The organism is Chitiniphilus eburneus (genome assembly GCF_005048205.1).
GTDB classification, from domain to species: domain Bacteria; phylum Pseudomonadota; class Gammaproteobacteria; order Burkholderiales; family Chitinibacteraceae; genus Chitiniphilus; species Chitiniphilus eburneus.
In genome coordinates, this window is record NZ_SUMF01000042.1 from 1 (window position 1) to 23,530 (window position 23,530).

Sequence of the window (23,530 nt, forward strand, 5' to 3'; positions counted from 1 at the left end):
AATACCGAAGGCAAACCGCTGGATTACGCCACCGGCCACTTTGGGCTGGTACTGGGCAACGTCGTGGTCACCCGGAACGAAACCACCGGGCGCTATCGGATCGACTGGCAGCCGACTGCTGAACTGGCCGCCACCGAGATAAAGCCATCGCCCCCGCAAGACCCGTCCTTCCCATAGCAACCACCACAAAGAGCAATGCCGCTCCGGTTGGGGAGCGGCATTGATATACAGAATGAGCGCTACCCGCCGACCGTGGCGGGCACGGCGATCAATGCACTTGTCGTAGCGGCTGCGCGGACAACTCGGCCTTCAGTTCCTCACGGCGCGCATCCAGCCGGGCGCCCAGCGCCTTCAGGTCGAGGGATTTGGCCTGGCTTACCTTGGGGAACATTTCCTTTTCCTCTTCCTTCACATGGTGCAGCACGTATTCGCTGAGCACGGTGTAGAGGGCCTCGTAACGCGTGGAGCCGGCCTCGCCCGCTTCCAGTTGCGCAATCAGCTCCTTGGCGCTGGCGTGTTCGATCTCGGCTTCGTCCAACATCACGCCTTCTTCGCGCAGCGCTTTGCGAACCGCCGGATAGAACACTTCTTCCTCGATCTGGGTGTGGATTTTCAGCTCCAGACAGGTCTCGGCCGCGATGCGTTGCTGCTCGGCCTTGCTCTTGGCGCTTTCAAATGCCTTGAACAGCTTTTTCACCTTGGCGTGATCGTCCTTGAGCGACTTGAGCGCATCGCGCTGGGTGGTGGCCCGGGTGCGCGCGGTGGCGCGGGATTGGGTGGCACGGGCACCCCCGGCGCTGCGGCTGCTGGCCGGGGTGCTGCGGCTGGCGGCCTTGCCGGCGGCGCTGGCCGCCTTGGCGGTGGTCTTGCGCGGGGTGGCGGGCGACTTGGTGCTGGACTTGCTGCTGCTGGACGTGGTTTTCATCTCCGGCTCCTTGAATGAAATGGGGCGGCTGGATTGGCCTGCGATCACCTTAACCAGCCCTTCCGGGCAACGCTGTCGGTCGGATTCGGCATCGCGCGTGGGCGGGATGCGCACGCGGTGTCCGCCGATTCCCACTTATGCGCCGGTAATGCAAACCGGGCATGCCTCCATCCAGAGGACATGCCCGGTGCGGCGGGTAAGCGCGATCAGAAAATGAGATAGACCAGCAGCAGGATGGACAACGGCACACCCAGCAACCATGCGATCAGGTACTTGCCCATGATTCACTCCTCCTCGTGGCGCCCCGGGGGGCGGTGAGGGCACGGCCAGCGCGCAAGGCTTGCGCGCTTCGATGGCACCGCGCCAATGAACCCAGCGTACGCGGTGCAACTGGATGAGGCTGTCGGCGAGGGCAGGAATGGGGCGTCGGCGCTGTCCGACCGACGCTGCGAAAACAGGCCGGCCGGAATGGGAAATCGCCTTGGGCCTGAAGGCCCGCCACCGCGACAACGGCGCAACGCTACGCGGCGGCGGTACGGGCGTCAGGCGTTGCGCGCTGTGGGCGATGGTAGCGCCGCGCCACGCGCCACAGTGGCTCCGGCCAGATGCGGCTGGCCTGGCCGGCTGCGCCAAAGGCTTCGAAGCGCTCGACACAGACGGCGGTCATCGCCGCCATGCCGGCCTTCAGGTACTGACGCGGGTCGAAGTCGGCGGGGTGCTCGGTGAAATGGCGGCGGATAGCGCCCGTCATCGCCAGCCGCAGGTCGGTGTCGATGTTGATCTTGCGCACGCCATAGCGGATGGCACGCTGGATGTCCGCCACCGGCACGCCCCAGGTCGGTTTCAGTTCGCCGCCGTAGCGCCGTACTTCCTCCAGCAGTGCCTGTGGCACGCTGGAACTACCGTGCAGTACCAGGTGGGTGTCGGGAATGGCTTCGTGAATCTGCCGCACGCGGTCGATGGCAAGCACTTCGCCGGTAGGCGGGCGGCTGAATTTGTAGGCGCCGTGGCTGGTGCCGATGGCAATGGCGAGCGCATCCACGCCAGTGGCTTCGACAAAGGCGCGCGCCTGTTCGGGATCGGTGAGCAATTCGTCGTGCGACAGCGCACGGTCGGCACCGACCCCATCTTCCGCCTCGCCGGTGCCGGTTTCCAGGCTGCCGAGGCAGCCCAGTTCGCCTTCCACCGATACGCCGCGCTCGTGCGCCAGCCGTACCACGCGCCGCGTCACGCCAACGTTGTAGTCGAAATCGGCCGGGGTCTTGCCATCCTCGTACAACGAGCCATCCATCATCACGCTGGAAAACCCCAACTCGATGGCGGTGGCGCAGACGGTGGGGCTGGTGCCGTGATCCTGGTGCATCACGATGGGCAGTTCGGGATAGCTCTCCACGGCGGCCTGGATCAGATGCTTGATGAAAGCCTCGCCCGCATATTTGCGCGCCCCGGCGCTGGCTTGCAGGATCACCGGGCTGTCGGTCGCCGCGGCGGCGGCGAGGATGGCCTGGACCTGTTCGAGATTGTTCACGTTGAACGCTGGCACGCCGTAACCGCATTCGGCGGCGTGATCCAGCACCTGGCGCAGGCTGACTAGGGACATGATGGTGCTCTCCATTTTGTGCGTCGCAGCAACGAATGTAGTCGGCACGCAATCGACTACACATCGGGAATTGCCGCATTGGGGAAAGCACTGAAACCAGTGTTTGATGCGAGGCCAGACCAGTTGGTTGTGCGGAGGCGGACCTATCCGCCATTGCCGCATTCGGCCCCGTTCGCGCACGGGGCCGGCCGGCTTCAGCCAGCAAGGACGTGTTCGTCGATCCGGCGGACAACGCTATGGGTATACGCCGAGAAATGCTTGAGCCAGAAGCCGGTCGCGGCGGGATTGATGCTTTCGAAATCCACGCTCAGCCGGGTATGGCCTTCACCGTGCAAGGTGGCGATCACCCGACCCAGCAGCACGCCGGACAGGCCGGTGGCGCGGTACGCAGGCAGGCAATAGGCGCCAAAGACGTGCGTCATGCCGGGGGTCTGTCCGATAAAGGTTTCGCCTTCCCCGCCCACCCTCATGAACGCGACGACCTTTCCATCGTGCCGGGCGGCAAAGAAACGCGAGCCGTCGTTACCTGCCTCTTCCATGAACTCCGACTCCGACGGAGAGCCGCGCAGGACAAAGGTCGGGCTGTCCGCCATGTGGCGATCAAGCTGGATATGAAGCGGATAGACCAGCCGATGATCCGCCGGGGCAAGTTCGGCGATGTCGATTCCGTGCGGTGATAAGACCACTTCCGGCCCGATTTCGCGGATCGCGTCGATGCAGCGCAGCCCGAAGCCGTAACGCCAGAGCTGTGCTTCAGCCGCCGCATCATGGGCGTACAGGCAAATACCGTGGCTGCTCGCGCCCGCGCGCGCCCATTTTCGGGCCGCCACCTGATACATGCGGGCGTAGGTTTCCGCCCTGTGCGCCATGATCGCCCCATTGCCATGCAGCGGCGAGAAAACGCCCACTGCGTCGGTGGAACCGAACGCCTGCGAAAATGGCCCGACGCTGCACAGAAAGCCCAGCATGGTGTCGCCATCGAAGGCCGCCACACCCAGCCCGTTGTGAGCAAACGGTGCCAGATCGGGCACGGCATCCAGTGCCGGAAGCGCGGGCACATGGCAGCGTTCGACCGCATAGTCCTGCGCGATGATCTGCATCGCCTGCGGGATATGCGCCGTAGAAAAGTCGATCACTCGCATCTTGATTCACTCACCTTCGCCATTGATGGCGCTGTAATCCAGCATGGTAATGTCCGCCGCCATGGTCGAAGGCTGATCCATGCCAAACCGGCGCAAAGGATATCGCGGCCGCTTTCGATGAACCGGCCAAGCCATCGGCATTGCCTCGCTTCGGGCAGGGCGGGCAAAAGGAGGCGCCCGTGGCGCCATGCGTGGCGCGGGCACTTGCCTAGATGCCGTGGCATTGTCATGATGAGAATGATTCTTAACCTTTGTTCTCCGCCGCTGTGTCAGCCCCCGCCACACCCCTGCTCTACCGCGCCTCGGTTTTGTCGCGCGTGCTTGCCGCCGCCGTCGGCGGCTATGCCGTGGCACGCGGCTTTGCCGTCTGCGCCGCATGGTGGCTGCCGCAAAGCCGCAGCGAAGCCGTCCTGACCGCAACATTGCTGGCGTTCGTCGTCTATGCCACCACGGCGATCTGGGTATTCAGTGTGCGACGTGCTTGGCAGGCCTGGGTGGGCGTGGTGCTGGCGTGCCTGGTACTCGCCGGGCTGGCGGCACTGGGAGCTTCGCGGTGAAGGACGGCTTTCGCCAGCGCATGGCGTGGCTGCATACCTGGGCGGGGCTGGTCGCCGGGTGGCTGCTGTTCGCCATGTTCGTCACCGGCACGCTGGCGGTGTTCCGGCCGGAGATCAACCAGTGGATGCGCCCGGATCAGGCGGTCACCCGCGTGAGCGAGGGCGAGGCCATCGACGCGGCCGACCGTTACCTGCGCCAGCATGCCGCCGACGCGGCGCGCTGGTTCATCCGCCTGCCCAACCCACGCGACGGTGTGCTCGAAATGTACTGGGCCACGCGCGACGGCGAATGGCACGATGCGCTGCTCGATCCAGGCACGCTGCGCCCATCGGTACAGCGCGCGACGCTGGGCGGCGAGTTTTTCTACCGCTTTCATTTCGAACTGCAAATGCCGTATCCGTGGGGGCGCTGGCTGGCCAGCTTTGCGGCGATGGTCATGCTGGTGGTGTTGGTCAGCGGCATCGTCACCCACCGCCGTTTCTTCAAGGATTTCTTCACCTTCCGTCCACGCAAGGCCGCGCAGCGCGCGTGGCTGGATGCGCACAATGCGCTGGGCGTGCTCGCGCTGCCGTTCCACCTGGTGATCACCCTCAGCGGTGTGATCACGCTGATGGCGCTGACCATGCCCGCCGCGCTGGACGCGCGCTATGGCGCCGACAGCGATGCGTTTTACCGCGAACGCGGCGGCGAGCCGCCGGTGCTGCCCAGGTCGGGCGTGGATCGCCCATTGCCGTCGTTGCGTCCGCTGGCCGAGGCGGCACGCCGGCACTGGCCTGACTCCGCCATCGGCACCATCGTGGTCGGCGCCCCCGGCGACGCCAATGCACGGGTCACGGTGCTTCAGGCGGACAACGCACAATTACGCATCCGGGGCGCTGCCGTAGTGTTCGACGGCGCCACCGGGCGCCTGCTCGATGTGATGAACGCTCCCCGCGCGGCGGCACTGACGCACGACGTGCTCTACGGGCTGCACACCGCGCGCTTCGCCGGCGGTGGCCTGCGCTGGCTGTATTTCCTGTGCGGCGTGCTAGGCAGCCTGATGATCGCCAGCGGGCTGGTGCTGTGGGCCATCAAGCGGCGGCAGCGCGAAACAAAAGCCAGCCGCCCCACATTCGGCACCCGGTTGGTCGAAGTGCTGAACGTCGCGGCCGTGGCCGGATTGCCGCTGGCGATTGCGGCGTTTTTCTGGAGCAACCGCCTGTTGCCGGTCGGCTTGGCGGATCGCGCCCAGGTCGAGGTCTGGTGCTTCTTCGGTGCGTGGGCGCTGTCCGGCGTACACGCCGCTTGCGCCCGACCGCGCACCGTGTGGCTGGTGCAGCTCCGGCTCGGCGCGGCGGCGTTCGCGCTGCTGCCCTTGCTCAGCGCGCTGACCACGCGGCAGAACCTGTTCCAGGCCATCATGCGCGGCCAGGGCGTGGAGGCCGGTTTCGAACTGGCCGCGCTGGCCTTCGCCGCAATGCTGGCGTGGTCCGCCCACAAGCTGCGCCCGGCACGGGCACCCACTGCCATCGCCACGCGGATCGAACCCGCCCCTCGCACGCTGCGGGAGGAAGCGCCATGATCCAGCTTGCCGTGCTCTTCAGCAGCTACGCCGCCTTTACCGCGCTGTGCCTGGGCATGGACGGACATCACCGCGAGGTGTTCGGCCGCGCCCCCGCGCCCGGCCGCAAGCGCCTGTTGCGCGGTGCGGGATGGGCATTGCTGCTGGCATCGCTGCTGCTGGCCATCGCCATCGGGGCGCAAGGTGTGGTCGCGTGGGCGGTGATGCTGACGCTGAGCACCGTGCTGCTGGTGCTGCTGCTGGCCTACTGGCCACGTCGCGTGGCGCCGCTGGGCTGGCTGGGGCTGGCCTGCGCCGGGCTGGCGCTGGTCGCGAGCGTCTGGAGCTAGGCGCCCCGGTTTTCAGGCGCGGGGCATGGGCGGAGGGCGACGCAAGGCCCGGTGTGGCCATTGGGTTGATCTTCCTTTCCACAGGCCGTGCAATGGCCACGCTCCCCCACGAACGATGGTTGCCCTTCGCTCCCGTGACTGAAGATCGATACACCCCGGGCAACGCGGCCTTGGCGCGCCCGGGCGAAAGCGTGAAGCGCCTAGGGCGTGTCATCCAATGTTTCACGACAGCGTTCGGCGCAGTTCGGGATACCGCAAGCGGCCGGCGACGCCGCGCGGCGCCCGAAATGCACCGAACCCGCAGGGCTGGGCCGAAAAAACACCATCCACTGCGTTGCACTCCTTGCCAATAACCGGTTATTGCCTGCGTCGTGCGCCTGGTGGCTGGTGTTTTTTCGGCCCAGCGCTGTCGTGAAACATTGGATGACACGCCCTGGCCCGGCGTTCAGGAGGCGACGTCGAGCGGAGCTTCGTCGCGCTGGCGCGGGGCATGCGCTGTACAGTCCTCCACCGCCACGATCTGGCCGCTTTCCATGCGGATCAGCGTATCGGCCAGATCGAAATAGCGGTCGTCGTGCGAGATCACCAGTACCGTCTTGCCCAATGCCTTCAACTCCGGCAATAGCTCGCGGTAGAACACGTCTTTGAACAGCGGGTCCTGATCGGCCGCCCATTCGTCGAATACCAGGAATGGTCGGTCTTCCAGGTAGGCGACCACCAATGCCAGGCGCTTGCGCTGCCCTTGCGACAAGGCGCGCGTGGTGAAAGCCCCGCCCTGCACCTGCACCTTGTGATGCAGTTGCAGCTTTTTCAGCAGGCGGTTGCCTTGTTCGTCCAGATCGCCAGTGGCGGCATCCAGTAGCCGGTCGAACAGGTGGAAGTCGGAAAAGATGGCGGAGAAGGTCTGTCGGTAGCGATCGCGGCTTTCCACCGGCTGGCCATCCAGCACGATCTCGCCGCTTTCCGGCTCGTACAGCCCGACCAGCAGCTTGGCCAGCGTGGTCTTGCCACTGCCATTGCCCCCGACCAGGAACACCAGTTGGCCCGGTGCGAACGTCAGGTTCACCGGCCCCAGTGTGAACAGGTCGTCCAGGCCCTCGTGAAAGTAGCGGTGCGTCACACCATGCAACGCCAGCCGCTGGAACGCGCGCGGCGATTCCGCCGTGGCGGCCTCGCCGGCATCGGCCAGCGCCGAGGTGATCGCCTCGATGCGCCGCGCCGAGACGCGGGCGAGGTTGGCGCGCGGCAGGCTGAGCAGCAGCCCTTCCAGCGGCGCCATCAGGTAGATGAAGATCAGCGCAAAACCGGTCATCACCCGCGCGCTGTCCGGCGCATCCCCCACCAGCACGAACAGCACCAGCCCGATGAAGGCATAGATCAGGAAGCTGCCCCAGCCCGAGGCGGCCAGGAACACCGACATGCCGCGTTCGCGCTCGCTACGTACCACGTCGATGGAGCGGCCCAGCACGTGGTCGGCAAAGCGGGCGCGCTTGGCGGCATGCAGGCGCAGCTCCTTGGCGCCCTCGATCAGCGAGCGGAAGTGATCGAACAGAGTGTCCTGCTCGCGCGCGGCGACATCCAGGTGGCGGATCGCCTTCAGGTGGGCCAGGTGGTAGCCCAGCGACCCCAGGCCGATCACCACCAGCGCGGCCAGGAACACCGGCCACGACAACCACGCCAGGTAGGCCAGGCCACCGAGCACGATGATGGCGTTGACCAGGATCACCGGCACGTTGACGAAGAACGAAGCCACACTGGCGCTGTGCTCGGACAACGCCGACTGCACACGCGGGCCGCCGATTTCCTCCAGTTGCCGGAAAGAGGTGGCGATGGTCTTGTCCGCGATAAAGCGCCGCAGGTGCGCCTGCGCGCGGATGCTCAGCCGCTCGAACAGCACCGAGGACACCGTGTGCGCCAGCGCTGCTGCCACGGCGATCACAGCGAACCGCACCGCCAGCGCCGTACGGGCCGCGTGGTCCGGTGCCGTCAGCGCGGCGTTGATCTGCGTGACCAGCAGCACGCTGCATCCACCGGCGATGACGCTGGCCACGGTGGCGGTGATCAGGACGGTACGGGACTGGCGAATCAGGTAAGCGAGCACGGCGGGGCCTTGGGATGGAGCACGATACTTCCATGACGGAAAACACCCCGCTCCGTTTAGGGCGTGTCATCCAATGTTTCGCGGCAGCGCTGGGCCGAAAAAGCACCAGGCACCAGGCGCACGACGCAGGCAATAACGGGTTATTGGCAAGGCGTGCAACGCAGTGGATGGTGTTTTTTCGGCCCAGCCCTGCGGGTTCGGCGCATTTCGGGCGCCGCGCGGCGTCGCTGGCCGCTTGCGGTATCCATACCGCCGCGCGTCCAGCTCCTGGCACGGCATCCCGAACTGCACCGAACGCTGTCGTGAAACATTGGATGACACGCCCTAGGCCGGCTGGCACGCGACATGGCCGTCGCGCTAAACATGCGGCCATCTCGGCCGTCTTGCAGTACAGGGACGGCAACGCCGTCCACCCCGCCCCCGCCTGGTACCCACGATGATCCCGCTATTGCAACCGCTGTTCCGCGGCGACTGGTCCGCCTATGCGGAAACGCTGGTCTGCACGCCTTCCCCGCCCGCCGGCGCCGTGCCGGTGGCCGATCTCATCGCCCGGCCGGGGCTGTTGCACGATGTGATGGCCCGGCAGGCGCGATACCGCCGGGTACAGGGCGCCGACCTGCGCGCAGTCGCGTCGGCCTGGACGATGGATTATCTGTGGGCGTTGCTGCCGGGCGCGGTGGCCGCCGCCAGCGTGCTGCAACATCGCTTTCCGCTGGCGCCGGAACACCTGGCCGTCGCGCTGGACGACCTGGGCCTGCCCCGCGCCTTCTACCTGTGTGACGAGGGCAAGGCCCTACCGGGCAGCGATACGATGACGCGTTTCGGGCCGCTGCTGCACCAGCACCTTTCACCGCTGTTCGTCACCCTGTCGGCGCAGACCCGCGTGCCGCGCAAGATACTGTGGGGCAGCGCGGCGCGCTACATCGAAGGAATACTCGAACAGGCCCGGGCGCAGATCGGCCCGATGCCGGGGCTGCTCGCCGACCATGACCTGCTGCTGGATCAGCCCCGCTGGCCGGACGGCGAGCGCAATCCCATGCATGCCCGCTGCGGCAATATGAACCAGGCGGCGCCGCACACGCTGCACCGGCAATGCTGCCTTTACTACCTGCTGCCGGACGAGGACTACTGCGGTGCCTGCCCGCTAGGGCAGGCCCACGTCCAGGCATGAGTGCGAAGGATGACGGCCGCCGGATGACCGTCGGCCGTGCTGCGGCGCCGCGCGCCCGCTAATCCAGCACGCGGCGGCTGAGGCCGGCATCGCGCCGGATTTCCGCCTCGCTGAACGGGAAGCGCAGCCACGCCTTGTCGGCATAGCGCCGCACTGGTTCGCTGCCCGCGCCACCTCGAACGGCATCTTCGTCCTCACCATGCGCCAGCAACGTACGCGCCTCGACGCCCTGGCGATCGAAGCGCACCAGTTGCAGATAGCTGTTGGCAACGGCATCGGGCCCGACGTGGCCGTCGTCCGCCAGACCGCAGGTGACGGTGAAGTAGCCGACCACGTGGCAACCACCGTACAGCGGCACCTGGCCGCCACCGCTGGCGACATAGCGCCGCTCGCCCAGTGGTTCGCCCGGGGCGACGCCTTCGGCGGCCAGCGCCTCTACAGCACCGGCCAGCGCCTGCTGCAATGCATCGTTGCTCAGCTTCAGGCCACTGGGCGTGGTCAGCGGCGCGGTGGCGGAGAACGGCACGCGGTAACGTTCGGCTTCCGGCGTCCGCTCGATGCGCTCCCAGAATGCCTCCCACAGCAGCGCGCCCCGTGCGTTGGCATCGCCGACGTTGCGCCAGTCGCGCAGCACCTGGCATGCCTGGCCGACTTCGACCTGGCGCACTTCGCCCGAGCCATCCTGCGCCGCGCCTTGCTTCGGCGCCGGGCGCAGCGTCACGGCATTGTCATGGCAAGCGCCCTGCAGCGCTTCGTCCTTGAAAAGCTGTGCCGAATACACCTCGGCGGCCAGTACCCGGTTTTCCAGATGGTCCAGCAGCTTCGTCGGCGAGGCCTCGGGCGCGGTGACGAACGAGCGGGCAATGGTGTGGCCCAGCCGGGTGCGCAACGACAGCGCCTGGCGCTCGCCACCCAGCACGGCGGCGAAGCCCTCCAGCGGCTGCGCTACGTTGGTCAGCCAGTAACTGTCGTTCATGTTGGCCACGTAGTCGGTGCGCAGCAGGCCGGGCAGTTTGCCGGCCGGCATGGCGCCTCGCTGCGCCGCGCCGGCTTCGTCCAGCCAGTTGCAATCGGCGCGGCTACCGTCGAGCACCGGCGTCAGCGGGTCCAGCGTGGCGAAGGCTTGCCCCAGCGGGGTAGCGCAGCGGGCGCGCAGTGTGTCGGGTGCGTTGGGCACGTTGCTGACGTCGCCATACCACACCCGGTTGTCACCGCGCCCGATTGCCACGGTGTTGACCCACGGCACCGCCGCTTCGCGGCGCTGGATGGCGATGAAATCCGCCAGCGAGCTGGCCTGGTTCCAATAGAAGAAGTTGCGAAAGATGCGGAAGTTGTCGGCGTTCACGTCCCGGATCGCCAGCGCTTTCTGCGCGCTCCAGCCGAAGGCGGGATGATGGCCGCCCAGGTCGATCACCGGGCCGTAGCGCGTCTGGTGCAGCGTGCGGGTCAATGTGCGACTGCCGCCGTCGGGCTGGCGCACGGTGACCGAGACGTCGGTGGCGGTCATCGGTTCGTCGGTGCCATCCACGCGATAGCGCTCTGCCTGGCCGTCCACCAGATTGAGGTCGAACAGCCCGAAGCGGCGCGCGGCCGAGACCGTGTGGCTCCATGCCACCTGGTCGTTGAAGCCGATCATCACCACCGGGATGCCGAGGAACGCCACGCCGGCCACGTTGAGCTTGCCCGGAATGGTGAGGTGCATCTGATAGAAGCGGTCCGGGCCGCCCCAGTACCAATGGGGGTTGCCGAACAGCACCGAGCCGTGCCGGCCGGTGGCGTCGCCACCCAGCGCCAGGGCGTTGCTGCCGAGGCCGGCCTGCTCGCCGATACGCATCGACAGTTTTTCGCGCAATGCATCGCCAGCCTGTGCCTGCGCAGCGGCCGGCGCGGCGGCCGGTTGGGCGTTGACGATCTCCGGAATGAAGCGCGCATAGCCGGCCGCGACCTGGGCCGAGTACATGCGGCGGTAGATGTCGGTGGCGCTGATCTCGCGCACCCAGGGTTCGTTCAGGCAGGCGCGGGCCTTGCCGGCACCGGCGCGCGCATCGGCCAGGTAACGGTTGTAGCCAGCGGCATAGCCTTCGATCAGCCGGGTGAGTTCCGGCGGATGCGCGGCGCGGTAGGCGGCCACGACCTTGTCGTCCGCGAAGCCGCGCCAGAAGAAATCCAGCTCCAGGTTGCGGGGGCGGCCAAATGTGGACAGCCGCGCCGGGCGTTCGTCCTCTCCGAAAAACCAGCTACGCCGGCCTTCGTAGGTGACGAAGGCTTCGGCCAGCGTGCACAGCGCGTCTTCCGCCTGTACGTAGCCGACGCCACGGCCCAGTGCGTACCAGTTGGCGGCACGCAGGTGGGGAATGCCGTCGGTGGTGCGGCGGATTTCCACCCGCTGCGTTTCGGCGGGCGCCGCCGCCAGGGTCAGGCACGGTGCGCAGGCCAGGGCCAGCGCAACCAGCGCGGTGTCGTATCTGCTCATGGGATGGGTTCTCTGGGAAAGGGTGCGGATCAGGCCAGGACAGTGGGGCGCGCGGCGGCCGGTTCGGCCAGGCCCGCGCCGACCATGTGCGCCAGCCCTTGCGCCAGCGCCGGGAACAGGCTGCGGTTGAAGTTGTTCCAGCGCAGCTCGAGGATGGTGTCGGCCGGGTCGATATAGGTGTCGAGCACGTCGACGATCACTTCGCCCGAGTCGATACCGTTGTCCACGTAGTGAAACGACGCACCCGTCATCGGAATACGCGGCACCGGCTGCGTCGCCATGGTTTGCCAGTCGGTCACTTTCTGGCCACGCGCACCGTGCAGCGCATCCAGCGTGGCATAGGCGCCGCGACGCTGGTACGGCGAATCCGGGCGGGTGATGCCGGGGTGGATGTTGACGATCTTGCGATGGAAGCGGCTGCCCGGGCGTACCAGTTCGTCCAGGATGATCAGCAGGCCATCCAGCACCACCAGTTCGGCACCCAGCGCCAGCAGCTTGTGTTGCAGGCGTGCTTCGAAGTCGTGCTTGCCGGGGCCGCGTTCGGCTGCGCCCAGCGGCAGGCCGCGATAGGCGGATGGCACGGTGTGCAGCAGTTCGTCCAGGGGCCTGCCCTGTACCGTCAGCCCGGCGGGGTAGAACCAATCCGTGGCGGCGGGACGGAAACCATAGTCGCGCAGGGCATGCCGGTCACGCGGCAGGTGTTCGTCGTCGTCGTTGATGACGCCCGCCAGCGTGTACACGTCGCCCAGCCAGGTCTCGTTCAGCAACCGCGCCAGGTATTCGAGCGGCGACTGCATGTAGCGTTGCCCGCCTTTGTAGCCGACCTGCCGGCCAGCCTGGTCGGCGGCGGCGTTACGCAATGACCAGATGTAGACGAGTTTTGTCTTCGACATATCCACGAATCTTTGTTGGCGGGTTTCGATGCGCCCCCGGATGGGAGGCCATCCTGCACAAGACGCGGCAGGCGCGCGTTTGTTTAGGGCGTGCCATCCCGAACTGCACCGAACGCTGTCGTGAAACAGGTGACGACACGCCCTAAGGGCGGCGGAGCAAACCCTTTCAGCGACGGCGTGCGGGGTCACCCGCTCACCGGCCAATGCGCCGGAATGGCCTGTGTTTCGAGATCGCTCCGGAACCGCCGCCACCGGCCGGATCGGCCATAGCGGGGGCGAATCCACACGGGGCGATGTCCGCGCGTTGCCGTCGTCGCCCTTTAAACAAAATCGGGGACACGACGTCATGCTTGGACATGAGCCGAACACGAGGCGGGTCGCTGGCACGGTGTGATAACCCCGTGCCCGTTCGCGATCCCGTGACCCGGCGTCGGCAGCAAAAAGGAAACGCATGCATGAATCCGGCCTCCCCCCTCCCCACACGCGATGACCCGCTGGACTGGCAACACCTGGACGCCATCACCAGCTATCCGTACGGCATGAAGCTACGAGTGGCGAGGGACGGCGATACCTTGCTGCTGAAGGATGGCGATACCGAACTCGGACGCTGCGTGCTCGAACGCGGCGACACCGCACTGCTGCTGCGCTGGCAGACCGGCCGGCAGGCATCCGATGGCGCGATCCTGGCCGCGCTGGAAGCCGCGTTCACGTTCCACCCCGACCGTGCGGTCTGCCGCGTGAGCGGCTTCGAACCCTCCGCCGCGCTGCGCAATAGCGGCGTACTGGTTGCCGAGGAAGATGGCGGGCTGGCGGCGCATCGCGATCTGCTGTGGCAACAGCCAACGCTTTGGCTGCCGCAACCGCAGCAGGCCATGGCACAGCAATACGTGCTGAGCGGCGGCCGCCGCCACCCGCGCCGTCGCCCCAAGCCACAGGGCGCGCTGTATCAGCGCTTCATCCCGTGGCTGGGCCGAACCTTTTCGTTCCGCGCGCTCGATATCGATGATGACCTGCCGATGTTCAACCGCTGGATGAACGATCCGGCCGTGGCGCAGATCTGGCAGGAGGAAGGCGATCTGGCCAGGCACCGCGCCTATCTGGAGGAGCTGGCCGCCAACCCGCACATCTATCCGATGATCGCCAGCCTGGACGGCGAGCCCTTTGCCTACTTCGAGGCGTACTGGGCCAAGGAAAACCGCATCTCGCCGTTCTGCGATGCCGCCGACTACGACCGGGGCTGGCATGTGCTGGTCGGCGAGCCGGCGTATCGCGGCAAGGCCGTGGCCGTGGCCTGGCTGACGTCGATCTCGCACTACCTGCTGTTGGACGATGCACGCACCCAGCGCCTGGTGGGCGAGCCACGCGCCGATCACGCGCAGCAGATTCGCAACCTCGACCGCTCGGGCTACGCCAAGGTCAAGGAGTTCGATTTCCCGCACAAGCGCGCCCTGCTGGTCACCCTGCTGCGGGAACGTTATTTCGTCGACGCTTTCTGGTGGCCCCGTCGCGACGGCGCCACCCCCACCTCACCCACAAGGAGCCTGTGATGTTGGTTCACGATCTGATCGGCATCGGCTTTGGCCCGTCCAACATCGCACTGGCCATCGCACTGGACGAACAACGACAGGCGGGCAAGCCGCTGAATGCCCTGTTCATCGAGAAGCAGCCCAGCTTCGCCTGGCACCAGGACATGCTGCTGGGGCATGCGCACATGCAGATTTCCTTCCTCAAGGATCTGGTCACGCTGCGCAATCCCACCAGCCCGTTCACTTTCGTCAATTACCTGCACCAGAAATCGCGCCTGCCCGATTTCATCAATCTCAAGACCTTCTTTCCCAGCCGCCACGAATTCAACGATTACCTGAGCTGGGCCGCGGCACAGTTCGACGATCAATGCGCCTACGGCGAGGAGGTCTTTGAGGTGCTGCCCGAGCTGCGCGGCCACGATGTGACGTTGCTGCGGGTACGCTCGCGCGACCGCAATGGGGAGGTGCGCGAACGGCTGACCCGCAACCTGGTGCTCGGCCTGGGCGGCACCGCGCGGATTCCGGACAACTTCAAGGCCCTGCGTGGCGACAGCCGCATCCTGCATTCCAGCACCTATCTGCGCGACATCGCCCGCAATCCGGCGGCCCGCCGCATCGCGGTGCTGGGCGCGGGGCAAAGCGCCGCCGAGATATTCATGGATCTGCACGGCCGCCATGCCGATACCGAGGTGGACCTGATCATGCGGGCGCGCGCGATCAAGCCCGCCGATGACAGCCCATTCTCCAACCAGATTTTCGACGCCGATTTCGTCGATCACATCTACAGCCGCACCCCGCAGGAGCGGGACGAGTTGCTGCGGGAGTTCTGGCACACCAACTATGCCTGCCCCGACCTGGCGCTGATCGAGCAGATTTTCCAGGTGTTCTACCACCAGCGCGTCAGCGGCCGCCTGCGGCATCGTTTCCTGCGGCGCCACCAGATCACCACGGTGCAGAGCAAGGAAGACGGCGTGCGGCTGACGCTGCGCGACCTGAACGGTGGCCTGGAGCAGACCGTACGCTACGATGCCGTGGTGCTCGCCACCGGCTACGAGCGCGCACAGCATCATGAGTTGCTCGCTGCGCTGACGCCCTATCTGCAAGGCTTCGAGACTGAGCGCAATTACCGGTTGAAGAGCCAGTCCGGCTTCAAGCCACAGGTATTCCTGCAAGGTGCGTGCGAAGCCAGCCATGGCCTGAGTGACACGCTGCTTTCTCTCACATCGGTACGCAGCGGGGAGATTTGTGAGGCATTGCTGGTCAAGGCGTCACCGAGAAGTCAGATCAACGCCGATGAGTTGGGCAACATGCTGGCGTAATTCACATTTTTCATTCAAAATGAGAACAATTCCTATTAATAAAAGCTGATTTGGTTTCCCGCCCGGCACCTGAACATGCCTTGGCGCGTGTTCAGGCATGCCCCTGGGAGGCAGGATCGCGGTTGGAGCCAACAGGCTTGCTCATTTCCTGTTGACCACTGCTGACCATGAAAAATCATAAACCGCGTCTCCTCCGGCTCAAGCCGGCTGTTCGTGCCTTGCATAGCGTTTTCCTGGGCCTGGCTTTCGGCCCATCCCTGGCCCTGGCGGCGCCGGAACCCGTCGCCGAAGCCACCCTTCCGACAGTAACCGTCACCGCCCCGGCCGAAAGCCCCACCGGCCCGGTCACCGGCTACACCGCCAAACGCAGCGCCACGGCCACCAAGACCGACACCCCGCTGATCGAGACGCCGCAATCGGTGTCGGTGGTCGGCCGCGAGGAAATGGAAGATCGCGGCGCCACCACCTTGCTGGAAGCGATCCGCTATACCCCCGGCGTGACGGTAAGCAACTGGGGCTACGATATCCGTGGCTACGACTGGCTGCTGATCCGTGGCTTCAACGCCCAATCCTCCAGCAGTTTCCGCGATGGCCTGCGCCAGTCCGGCCTCGGCTATGTCGAGCCGATCACCGAGGTCTATGGGCTGGAGCGCGTGGAAGTGCTGCGCGGCCCGGCGTCGGTGATGTTCGGTCGCGGCGACGCTGGCGGCGTGGTCAACCGGGTGAGCAAGACGCCATACCTGAACGCGCCGCGCGAAGTGGAAGTGCAATTGGGCAGCTTCGAGCGCAAGCAGATCGCCGCGGATTTCGGCGGCTCGCTCAACACCGACAACAGCCTGCTTTATCGCGTCGTGGCATTGGGCCTGGACAGCAACAGCCAAGAGGAATACCCGAACGGCGACGATGCCTACCAGAAGCGCCTGTACCTGGCGCCATCGCTGCGCTGGGACCTGTCGCCCGATACCTCGCTGACCTTGCTGGCGGAGGTGCTGCGCAACGAGGCATCCGATGACATCAACTACATCACCGGCCCCAACGGCGAACTCACCAACGTGAAGGAAGGCGATCCGCGCTACAGCATCGTCGATATCGACTCCACCACCTTCGGCTACCAGTTCGAACATCGCTTCAACGATACGTGGGCGTTCCGTCAGAACCTACGCTACGCCAACCGTACCGCCGACAAGCATCACATCCGCTCCAGCCTGGAAGCGGATGGCCGCACCTTGTCGCGCACCGCGTACCACGAAGACGAAGATCTCGACCAATGGACGGTCGATACCAATGTACAGGGCCAGGTGTTCACCGGGCAGGTGGCGCACACGCTGCTGTTCGGCGTGGATTGGGATCGCATGTCCGGCGACGCGGTATCCAGCTCCAGCAACAACACGCCCAGCCTGGACATCCTCAACCCGATCTACAACCAGGACATTCCGGAACCAGACCAGGTGGATGCCGACGGCACGCGCACCATCAAGCAGCTTGGTTTCTACGCGCAGGACCAGATCCGCTTCAACGAGCAGTGGCTGCTGACCGCGGGCGGACGCTGGGACAAGGTGAAGCTCGACTATGACGACCACCTGGGCAGCAACTCCGCCAGCCAGTCCGATTCCGCCTTCACCGGCCGCGTGGGCCTGACCTACCTGGCCCCCAACGGCGTGGCGCCCTATATCAGCTACGCGCAATCCTTCCTGCCCAACTTCATTGATGAATTCGGCACGCTGTTCGACCCGTCGCGCGCCGAGCAGATCGAAGCCGGCGTGAAGGTGCAGCCGGCCGGCGCGCCGTGGATGTTCACCGGCGCCGTGTACACGCTGACCAAGCGCGATGTGGTGACCTACGACGACAGCGATAGCTATACCGCCAAGCAGACCGGCAAAATCCGCTCGCGCGGCATCGAACTGGAAGGCAAGGCCCAACTGTCGCCCCGCCTGAAGGGCATTGCGTCGTACACCTACACCGACGCCGAAGTGCTGGAGAGCAGCTATTCGTACGAGGTCGGCAAGACGCCGATGCAGGTGCCCAAGCAACAGGCCGCGCTGTGGCTGGATTACACGCTGCCCACCGAAATCGGCGCCTTCGGCTTTGGCGGCGGCCTGCGTTATGTGGGCCAGCGCTACGACGACGCGGAAAACACCTCGCGCCAGGGTGGCTATACGCTGGCCGACGCCGCGATCCGCTGGCAACAGGGGGCATGGCAACTGGCGTTCAACGTGAACAACCTGTTCGACAAGGAGTACTTCGCGTCGCGCACCTACGGCAATTACCAGTTGGGCGAGGAACGCAGCTACACCGTGACCGGCAAATACCGCTTCTGAGGCGGCATCACCGTCGGAACGGCGCCACCGCCACAAAGAAAAAGGGAGGCAATGCCTCCCTTTTTCTTTGTTCCTCGCCACCGAAGCGGCCGGCCGGCATCCGACTGCCCGCCATCGTGCGAGCCAGCAAGGCGGATCAGCGACTCAGGCTTTCCATGGTCTTCTCGTAGTCGATTTTCGCCTCCTGCATTCGCGACTGGGATACCTTCATGTAGTCGGCGTATTCGACATCGGATATTTCCCGCTGCATATAGCGCTGCCGGACGCGGGCCACGCCCTGCTCCTGCTGCTGGCGCATGTGCTCGTAACGCTTGGTTTCGTTTTCGCGCATCTGCGCGCGCGCCTGTCTGCCGTCCTCCTGGATCTGGGCAATCTGATCCTGCTGGCTTTCCTCGGCAGTCACATTCTTGATCGCGCCATCCGAATAGAACACCTTCCGGCGGCGCAGGTAGCCGAACATGAACCAGGGCTCGTGAGCGCTTTCCAGCGCATAGCCGCTGTCGATGTTCTCGCTATTCGGAATCAGTACCGGCGTGCTGCCATTCCGCAAGCCTTCGATGGCGGCTTCTTCCCGTCGGATATGTGCATCCCAATTGGGTTTGCTGCCGCCCGGGGGCACCGGCACCGGCTTGATGCCCGGCACCGGCGGCGCCTCGGCGGCGGCTTTCTGCCGGCGGTATTGCTCCAGGTCGCGCTGATGCGCGGCGATCCGCCGATCGCGCTCCCTTCTTTGGCCATCGCCGGGCGGAAACCAGTCCGCGTCGTCCAGGCCGAACGGCTTGAACCAGGAGCGGGAATCGTGCACCAGCGTGGTGAAGAGATGTTCAGCGGCGGGCGGCGCCTTCTGGGTGGCGCCGGCCTCCCATTGCTGCTTCACGCCGCCAGCCCATTCCGTGCGTTTCTGGTTGGTCACCGCAGCTTCGCTGCCCTGCCGCACCAGCCCGCCGAGGGAGCCGAGCGATGCATAATCCACCCAGGTCTTCTTCGAATTGAGGAAGTCCACTTCCTTTCTCAATTGCGCATCGGTCATCCGGAAATCCTCGATATCCTGATCGCGCGATACCGTGGCCGTGTTGACCAGGTTGGGCAATTGATGGATTTTGCCCAGCATCGCATAGCGCCATTTCAGGTAGACCCCCTGGTGGTGGTGTATGAGCTGCTCCAGCGTGGCGCGAGGCTGGCGCTCGACCGGGTACAGCGTGTTCCTGTCCACCTTGCTGGGCGGTGTGGTCGGTGGAAACTGCCGGGGATCGAGCGGGGTGGCATCGATGTAGGCGTTGAACGCGGCGATGGTCGACGAAGCAACTTTGAAGTTGTTCTGGCGCGTGGCGGTATTGAACTCATCGGGCAGCAGCAGTGGCACCCCGGCGATCAAAGCCTCGCGGTACATCTGCGCCAGCGTAAGCTGCGACAGCTTCTCGGAATCGCCGCCCGCCGCCCGCCCCTGGTCCTTGGGCGGATACCCACCGCCGACGTCCGAATGCACGCCGGGATAGACGATCTCCTTGCGCAAGCTGCCACCGCCGATCGAATCCAGCGGGAACGACCCACGGACTTCGTGCGCTGCCACCAGGTGCGCGCAACGGATACCGTCGGGAATGGCCATGTTCGCAATGGTGGCCCAACTGTAGTGCCCGTCCATACCCAACGCGGGAGCCCAATTGGCCAGCCCCACCGAGGCCACGGTATCGAATACCCCAACAAAATCCACCTTCAGCGGAATACCGGCAAGGCCGCCGCCATACGCTTGCAGCAACCAGTTCAGGAATACCCGCGCCTTGGCCGCGCCGCGCGAAAAGCCAAAGATCGAAACCCGGATGCGGCGAATCTTCGGCGTACGCCGATTGAGCGGCTGCTTCTGGTTGATAGCCTGAAGCAGCTCGGCGGCACGCTGCCTCAATATCCGCCCTTGGTATTCGCGGGGATTGTCGGCATCGGCCATGAGCCGGGCCAGCCTGGCATCATCTTCCCAGCGCTTGGGGTTGGGCGTGCCGAGGATGCTGTGCAGGTGATTGGTCACCTGCAATAAGGCCCAGCATATCCGCGCCTCGCCATGCGTGGAAAAGCCCAGGCCACGCCCGCGATCCTTGACCTTGCGTTGCTTGCCGTTTTCGACCAAGACACCATTGATCCCCGTATCGCCCAGCTCCCGAAACGGCGTACCGACGCCGGGAATATAGGTCTTGCGGTAGTTCTTCCTATCGCTCGCGGGCTGTCTGGGCCACGCCGGGTTCTCGTCGGGCTGGGGCGCGCCCCTCACAATGCCGAGCTGCCTGACCGTCGGCTCACCGGCATAGACTTCGTACAGCCTTGCCACATTCGAGTGACTGCTGCCGGAGGTATCGCGATATTTATTGTTGTTGGTGCCGTCGAAAAAGAAGCCGAGGTAGATGTCTTCTTCGCAGGTATGGCAAGGGGGCTCATCAAGGTTCGCTTCAAGTATCAATTTCTCCTTCGTTTCCAGCAAAAGAGGATTGGACTTGCACTTTTCTGAAAATCGCGCACTCATTCTTCTTCCTTAAAATTCAAGTCGCACATTTTCTTTTCTTTTATTTCCCATTTCTCTTTGCACATTTTTACGAATTCCTGGCAAGCCTGCCGATTCCCCTCGGGATCAGAAGATTCGGCAACTCGCTCTTCAGTGCATGACTCTCTAAATAACTGGGCACGCGCTTCAAATGAATTACGCGGATATTTAGGAAAGCTCTTCATGCATTCCTTTTCCCCATGCTTTGTCACGCAAGCCTCCACCGGCCCCTGCTTTTCCCGTCCCACCCAGCCTGGCATGCCCGGCTCAGACGCCGAAACCAGGATTTCCACTTGCTTGCCCGGATAGAACAACACATAGAGATCACCCGGTGCCTTGTACTCCGGCACCGCCAGTTCCGTCTGGAGGTTTTCGGTCTTCCATTCATTGCTCTTGCGAGTGGACAAATCCAGTGCCACCCATTCCACCTTCAGCTTGAGGCCCGGATGCCATTGTTTGGGCAGGCTGACGCAGCAGTTCTGCCCACTGTCTTCGAACGGACCAACGCTACCGCTGCCGATTGCTTCACCCTGGGCACCATCGGCCCAGCGCAAGGTGTAGTCGATGCCAAATTCGTGGTCGTAATTGATGCCTCGGCTGCTGGCCATGAAGGTATTGACATTGGCATCCGGCGCGCTGGCCTCGACCGTGGGGACCGAGGCATCCAGCGCATTGCCGCGCTGGCAACCCGTCAGTGACAGCAGGCAAAACAGAATCAGATAGCGCATGCGCATGACAAAGGCTCGATGCAGGATAAGTTGATTGATGGAACTGAAGCCCCCGTATCGCCCAGCTCCCGAAACGGCGTACCGACGCCGGGAATATAGGTCTTGCGGTAGTTCTTCCTATCGCTCGCGGGCTGTCTGGGCCACGCCGGGTTCTCGTCGGGCTGGGGCGCGCCCCTCACAATGCCGAGCTGCCTGACCGTCGGTTCACCGGCATAGACTTCGCACAGCCTTGCCACATTCGAGTGACTGCTGCCAGAGGTATCGCGATATTTATTGTTGTTGGTGCCGTCGAAAAAGAAGCCGAGGTAGATGTCTTCTTCGCAGGTGTGGCAAGGGGGTTCATCAAGGTTGACGGTTCGAACTACGATTTCTGGAGCATCAAGCTTAAGAGGAGTAGCACGGTTATTTTTTTCAGCAAATCGAGTACCCATTTAATCCTCCTCCCTATAGTTTATATCGCACATTTCTTTGTCTGCTATAACCCAACTATTTTTACAATCAGTTTGCAATTGCCGACACGCAATTCTGCCACCCTCGGGGTTTGAAGACCTTTCGATTGCGGCCGGAGTGCAAGCTTCTCTCATGTCCGCCGCGATTTGTTCTTTTGAATTTCTTGGATATTTAGGAAAGCTTTTCATACATTCCTTCTGCCTAAGCTTCGTCACGCAAGCCTCCAGCGGCCCCTGCTTTTCCCGTCCCGCCCAGCCTGCCATTCCCGGCTCAGACGCCGAAACCAGGATTTCCACTTGCTTGCCCGGATAGAACAAGATGTAGAGATCACCCGGTGCCTTGTATTCCGGCACCGCCAGTTCCGTCTGGAGGTTTTCGGTCTTCCATTGGTTGCTCTTGCGGGTGGACAAATCCAGTGCCACCCATTCCACCGTCAGCTTGAGGCCCGGATGCCATTGTTTAGGCAGGCTGACGCAGCAGTTCTGCCCACTGTCTTCGAACGGACCAGCGCTACCACTGCCAATTGCTTCACCCTGGGCACCATCAGCCCAGCGCAGGGTGTAGTCGATGCCGAATTCGTGGTCGTAATTGATGCCTCGGCTGCTGGCCATGAACGTATCGGCATCCGGCGCGGATGCGCTGGCTTCCGGTGTGAGCACCGTCGCATCGACGATCTCGCGTTGGCAACCCGCCAGCGCCAGAGCGGCGAGCAGCAGGGCACACCAGCGCATGGCCTTAGTCATGCGTTTCCCACGCGACATCCACCGCATCCACCGCATCCACCGCATCCGGCGCAGCCGGCTCCAGCCGGGATGCCGCGTAGCCCAGGATGTCCGCATGCTCCAGGAGGTCCTGCCCTATCGCTTCCAGGTACAGCCTGCGGCTCAGGGCGTGCAGGGCGGAGGGTTGGGCGGGCAGGTATTCGGCCAGGCTGCGCATCTGGCGCAGGCTGTTAGCCAGCGTATCCGGGTAGCTGCTGTCGAGCAGTGCGCCGAACTGGGCCTCGCTGAGCGTCAGCTCCCGCTGGGCGATGTCGGGCTGGTTAAGGCCGTTGGTGGCCTGCAACCGGCCCTCCCGGTCGAAGTACCACCAGGTATGGATGGGCGCGAGCAGTTCGGCCTGCTGGGCCGCATCCAGTGCGATCAGCAGTTGGGGCAGGATGCGGGTATCGGCGTAGCGCAGCAGGTAACGCACCCGTTCCGGCAGGATGGTGACGTCCACATAGTGGGTGAAATGCTGCAACAACGATTCCGCTGGCTGGGCGCTGGCGATGAAGCTCAGGCTGGGCTGGCCCTCGGTGTGCGCCAGCAATTGCGCGACCAGCGCGGGCAGTGGGTCGCCGGGCTGCGCCACGCACTGTAGCAAGGGCGAAATCTCCGGTGTGGCGCCGGATTGCCCCGCGTACAACGATTGCCAGTGCCCCAGCATGGTCAGATTCTGCTTTCTGCTCCGGTGAAACGCATGATCCAGCAGGGCATAAAGCTGAAGGTCGGGCTGCGCGGCCGAGGCGGCTTGCCACTCGGCCCGCAGTTCGTCGACCGAGGAAGGGGAATAGGGATCGATGCGCATGTCAGTTGGTCTTGGCCGCGAACGGGCTGCCGGATTCCAGCGCCTTCAGCATGCAGCTTTCGCACACGCCATTCGGAAACTGCCGATCCGGCGTCGGCATGCTGGCCGGGCCATCGAAGCTGTAATTGCTGCCCTTCACGCTCAGCTTGCCGGGGGCGTGGATTTCGATCTGCCCGCCCTTCAGGCGGATATACGCGCCACCGCAGGTCAGCAGCATCTCTTCCTTGGCCGTGGCGGTCAGCTTTTCCTTGCTGGCGTATACCCGCACGTTCTTGTCGCCGACGATTTCGACATCGCCCGATTGCGCATGCAGGTTCGCATGCCCCTTGGCCGTGATCAG

At 64.5% G+C, this 23,530-nt stretch carries 19 protein-coding genes; 7 read left to right on the forward strand and 12 right to left on the reverse strand.

The annotated features are described in order from the left end of the window. Positions 1–268 precede the first annotated feature (268 nt). The 3 genes from FAZ21_RS18780 to FAZ21_RS18790 form a co-directional block, all read right to left on the reverse strand. On the reverse strand, positions 269–925 hold the full coding sequence (locus FAZ21_RS18780; protein ID WP_136774967.1) for a hemerythrin domain-containing protein: 657 nt from the start codon (positions 923–925) through the stop codon (positions 269–271). Between the two features lie 520 nt (positions 926–1,445). Beyond that, on the reverse strand, positions 1,446–2,525 hold the full coding sequence (fba, locus tag FAZ21_RS18785; protein ID WP_136774968.1) for a class II fructose-bisphosphate aldolase: 1,080 nt from the start codon (positions 2,523–2,525) through the stop codon (positions 1,446–1,448). 194 nt (positions 2,526–2,719) lie between these two features. Then, positions 2,720–3,667, reverse strand: a complete 948-nt coding sequence (locus tag FAZ21_RS18790; protein ID WP_136774969.1) for a GNAT family N-acetyltransferase — start codon at positions 3,665–3,667, stop codon at positions 2,720–2,722. A 251-nt stretch (positions 3,668–3,918) separates the two neighbouring features. Here FAZ21_RS18790 and FAZ21_RS18795 point away from each other — a divergent pair, with 251 nt between their 5' ends. Genes FAZ21_RS18795 through FAZ21_RS18805 form a run of 3 tightly spaced genes read left to right on the forward strand, consistent with a single transcriptional unit; the run spans position 3,919 to position 6,115 of the window. Then, positions 3,919–4,224 (forward strand): DUF3649 domain-containing protein, encoded by a 306-nt coding sequence (locus FAZ21_RS18795; RefSeq protein WP_136774970.1) that lies wholly within the window; start codon positions 3,919–3,921, stop codon positions 4,222–4,224. After that, on the forward strand, positions 4,221–5,786 hold the full coding sequence (locus FAZ21_RS18800) for a PepSY-associated TM helix domain-containing protein (protein ID WP_136774971.1): 1,566 nt from the start codon (positions 4,221–4,223) through the stop codon (positions 5,784–5,786). Before FAZ21_RS18795 ends, FAZ21_RS18800 begins: the two co-directional genes overlap by 4 nt. After that, a complete protein-coding gene (locus tag FAZ21_RS18805) occupies positions 5,783–6,115 on the forward strand; it encodes a DUF3325 domain-containing protein (RefSeq protein ID WP_136774972.1) in 333 nt (110 codons plus the stop codon). The genes FAZ21_RS18800 and FAZ21_RS18805 overlap by 4 nt, the downstream gene beginning before the upstream one ends. Positions 6,116–6,560: 445 nt before the next feature. Here FAZ21_RS18805 and FAZ21_RS18810 read toward each other — a convergent pair whose 3' ends face one another. Further along, entirely contained in the window at positions 6,561–8,216 is a 1,656-nt protein-coding gene (locus FAZ21_RS18810; RefSeq protein ID WP_136774973.1) for a cyclic peptide export ABC transporter, read from the reverse strand. A 436-nt stretch (positions 8,217–8,652) separates the two neighbouring features. On the opposite strand from FAZ21_RS18810, the gene fhuF reads away from it, so the two are divergent. Next, on the forward strand, positions 8,653–9,387 hold the full coding sequence (fhuF, locus tag FAZ21_RS18815) for a siderophore-iron reductase FhuF (RefSeq protein ID WP_136774974.1): 735 nt from the start codon (positions 8,653–8,655) through the stop codon (positions 9,385–9,387). A gap of 58 nt (positions 9,388–9,445) precedes the next feature. On the opposite strand, the gene FAZ21_RS18820 is transcribed toward fhuF, so the two are convergent. Then, the gene (locus FAZ21_RS18820) at positions 9,446–11,860 is read right to left on the reverse strand and encodes a penicillin acylase family protein (RefSeq protein ID WP_136774975.1); all 2,415 of its coding nucleotides are present in this window, start codon (positions 11,858–11,860) and stop codon (positions 9,446–9,448) included. Positions 11,861–11,889: 29 nt separating this feature from the next. Beyond that, the gene (locus FAZ21_RS18825) at positions 11,890–12,753 is read right to left on the reverse strand and encodes a formyltransferase family protein (protein ID WP_136774976.1); all 864 of its coding nucleotides are present in this window, start codon (positions 12,751–12,753) and stop codon (positions 11,890–11,892) included. Between the two features lie 455 nt (positions 12,754–13,208). Here FAZ21_RS18825 and FAZ21_RS18830 point away from each other — a divergent pair, with 455 nt between their 5' ends. The 3 genes from FAZ21_RS18830 to FAZ21_RS18840 all read left to right on the forward strand — a co-directional run bounded on the left by FAZ21_RS18830 (position 13,209) and on the right by FAZ21_RS18840 (position 17,916). Next, positions 13,209–14,300 carry a GNAT family N-acetyltransferase gene (locus tag FAZ21_RS18830; RefSeq protein ID WP_136774977.1) on the forward strand — a complete coding sequence of 364 codons (1,092 nt, stop codon included), beginning with the start codon at positions 13,209–13,211 and terminating at the stop codon, positions 14,298–14,300. Next, positions 14,300–15,598, forward strand: coding sequence for a lysine N(6)-hydroxylase/L-ornithine N(5)-oxygenase family protein (locus FAZ21_RS18835; protein WP_136774978.1), 1,299 nt, complete (start codon positions 14,300–14,302; stop codon positions 15,596–15,598). The genes FAZ21_RS18830 and FAZ21_RS18835 overlap by 1 nt, the downstream gene beginning before the upstream one ends. A gap of 218 nt (positions 15,599–15,816) precedes the next feature. Continuing rightward, a complete protein-coding gene (locus tag FAZ21_RS18840) occupies positions 15,817–17,916 on the forward strand; it encodes a TonB-dependent siderophore receptor (RefSeq protein WP_246038787.1) in 2,100 nt (699 codons plus the stop codon). A 136-nt stretch (positions 17,917–18,052) separates the two neighbouring features. Here the strand turns inward: FAZ21_RS18840 and FAZ21_RS18845 are convergent, their stop codons facing one another. The 6 genes from FAZ21_RS18845 to FAZ21_RS18870 all read right to left on the reverse strand — a co-directional run. Further along, positions 18,053–20,362 carry a T6SS phospholipase effector Tle1-like catalytic domain-containing protein gene (locus FAZ21_RS18845; protein WP_169307500.1) on the reverse strand — a complete coding sequence of 770 codons (2,310 nt, stop codon included), beginning with the start codon at positions 20,360–20,362 and terminating at the stop codon, positions 18,053–18,055. A gap of 59 nt (positions 20,363–20,421) precedes the next feature. Then, the gene (locus FAZ21_RS18850) at positions 20,422–21,177 is read right to left on the reverse strand and encodes a DUF3304 domain-containing protein (protein WP_136774981.1); all 756 of its coding nucleotides are present in this window, start codon (positions 21,175–21,177) and stop codon (positions 20,422–20,424) included. Next, positions 21,159–21,602: a hypothetical protein gene (locus FAZ21_RS18855; protein ID WP_136774982.1), complete on the reverse strand. Its 444-nt coding sequence runs from the start codon at positions 21,600–21,602 to the stop codon at positions 21,159–21,161. The genes FAZ21_RS18850 and FAZ21_RS18855 overlap by 19 nt, the downstream gene beginning before the upstream one ends. After that, positions 21,603–22,364 carry a DUF3304 domain-containing protein gene (locus FAZ21_RS18860; protein WP_169307501.1) on the reverse strand — a complete coding sequence of 254 codons (762 nt, stop codon included), beginning with the start codon at positions 22,362–22,364 and terminating at the stop codon, positions 21,603–21,605. It abuts the gene before it with no gap. Then, positions 22,357–23,190, reverse strand: a complete 834-nt coding sequence (locus tag FAZ21_RS18865; RefSeq protein WP_136774984.1) for a DUF4123 domain-containing protein — start codon at positions 23,188–23,190, stop codon at positions 22,357–22,359. Before FAZ21_RS18865 ends, FAZ21_RS18860 begins: the two co-directional genes overlap by 8 nt. Before the next feature lies 1 nt (position 23,191). Continuing rightward, positions 23,192–23,530: DUF2345 domain-containing protein (locus FAZ21_RS18870; RefSeq protein ID WP_136774985.1), on the reverse strand; the 339-nt coding region annotated here is incomplete at its 5' end.

Bases quoted from the DNA above. Each gene is read 5' to 3' on its own strand.
- FAZ21_RS18780 (WP_136774967.1), bottom strand. From the start codon at position 925: ATGAAAACCACGTCCAGCAGCAGCAAGTCCAGCACCAAGTCGCCCGCC.
- fba (WP_136774968.1), bottom strand. From the start codon at position 2,525: ATGTCCCTAGTCAGCCTGCGCCAGGTGCTGGATCACGCCGCCGAATGC.
- FAZ21_RS18790 (WP_136774969.1), bottom strand. From the start codon at position 3,667: ATGCGAGTGATCGACTTTTCTACGGCGCATATCCCGCAGGCGATGCAG.
- FAZ21_RS18805 (WP_136774972.1), top strand. From the start codon at position 5,783: ATGATCCAGCTTGCCGTGCTCTTCAGCAGCTACGCCGCCTTTACCGCG.
- fhuF (WP_136774974.1), top strand. From the start codon at position 8,653: ATGATCCCGCTATTGCAACCGCTGTTCCGCGGCGACTGGTCCGCCTAT.
- FAZ21_RS18820 (WP_136774975.1), bottom strand. From the start codon at position 11,860: ATGAGCAGATACGACACCGCGCTGGTTGCGCTGGCCCTGGCCTGCGCA.
- FAZ21_RS18825 (WP_136774976.1), bottom strand. From the start codon at position 12,753: ATGTCGAAGACAAAACTCGTCTACATCTGGTCATTGCGTAACGCCGCC.
- FAZ21_RS18830 (WP_136774977.1), top strand. From the start codon at position 13,209: ATGAATCCGGCCTCCCCCCTCCCCACACGCGATGACCCGCTGGACTGG.
- FAZ21_RS18835 (WP_136774978.1), top strand. From the start codon at position 14,300: ATGTTGGTTCACGATCTGATCGGCATCGGCTTTGGCCCGTCCAACATC.
- FAZ21_RS18850 (WP_136774981.1), bottom strand. From the start codon at position 21,177: ATGCGCATGCGCTATCTGATTCTGTTTTGCCTGCTGTCACTGACGGGT.
- FAZ21_RS18855 (WP_136774982.1), bottom strand. From the start codon at position 21,602: ATGGGTACTCGATTTGCTGAAAAAAATAACCGTGCTACTCCTCTTAAG.
- FAZ21_RS18860 (WP_169307501.1), bottom strand. From the start codon at position 22,364: ATGACTAAGGCCATGCGCTGGTGTGCCCTGCTGCTCGCCGCTCTGGCG.
- FAZ21_RS18865 (WP_136774984.1), bottom strand. From the start codon at position 23,190: ATGCGCATCGATCCCTATTCCCCTTCCTCGGTCGACGAACTGCGGGCC.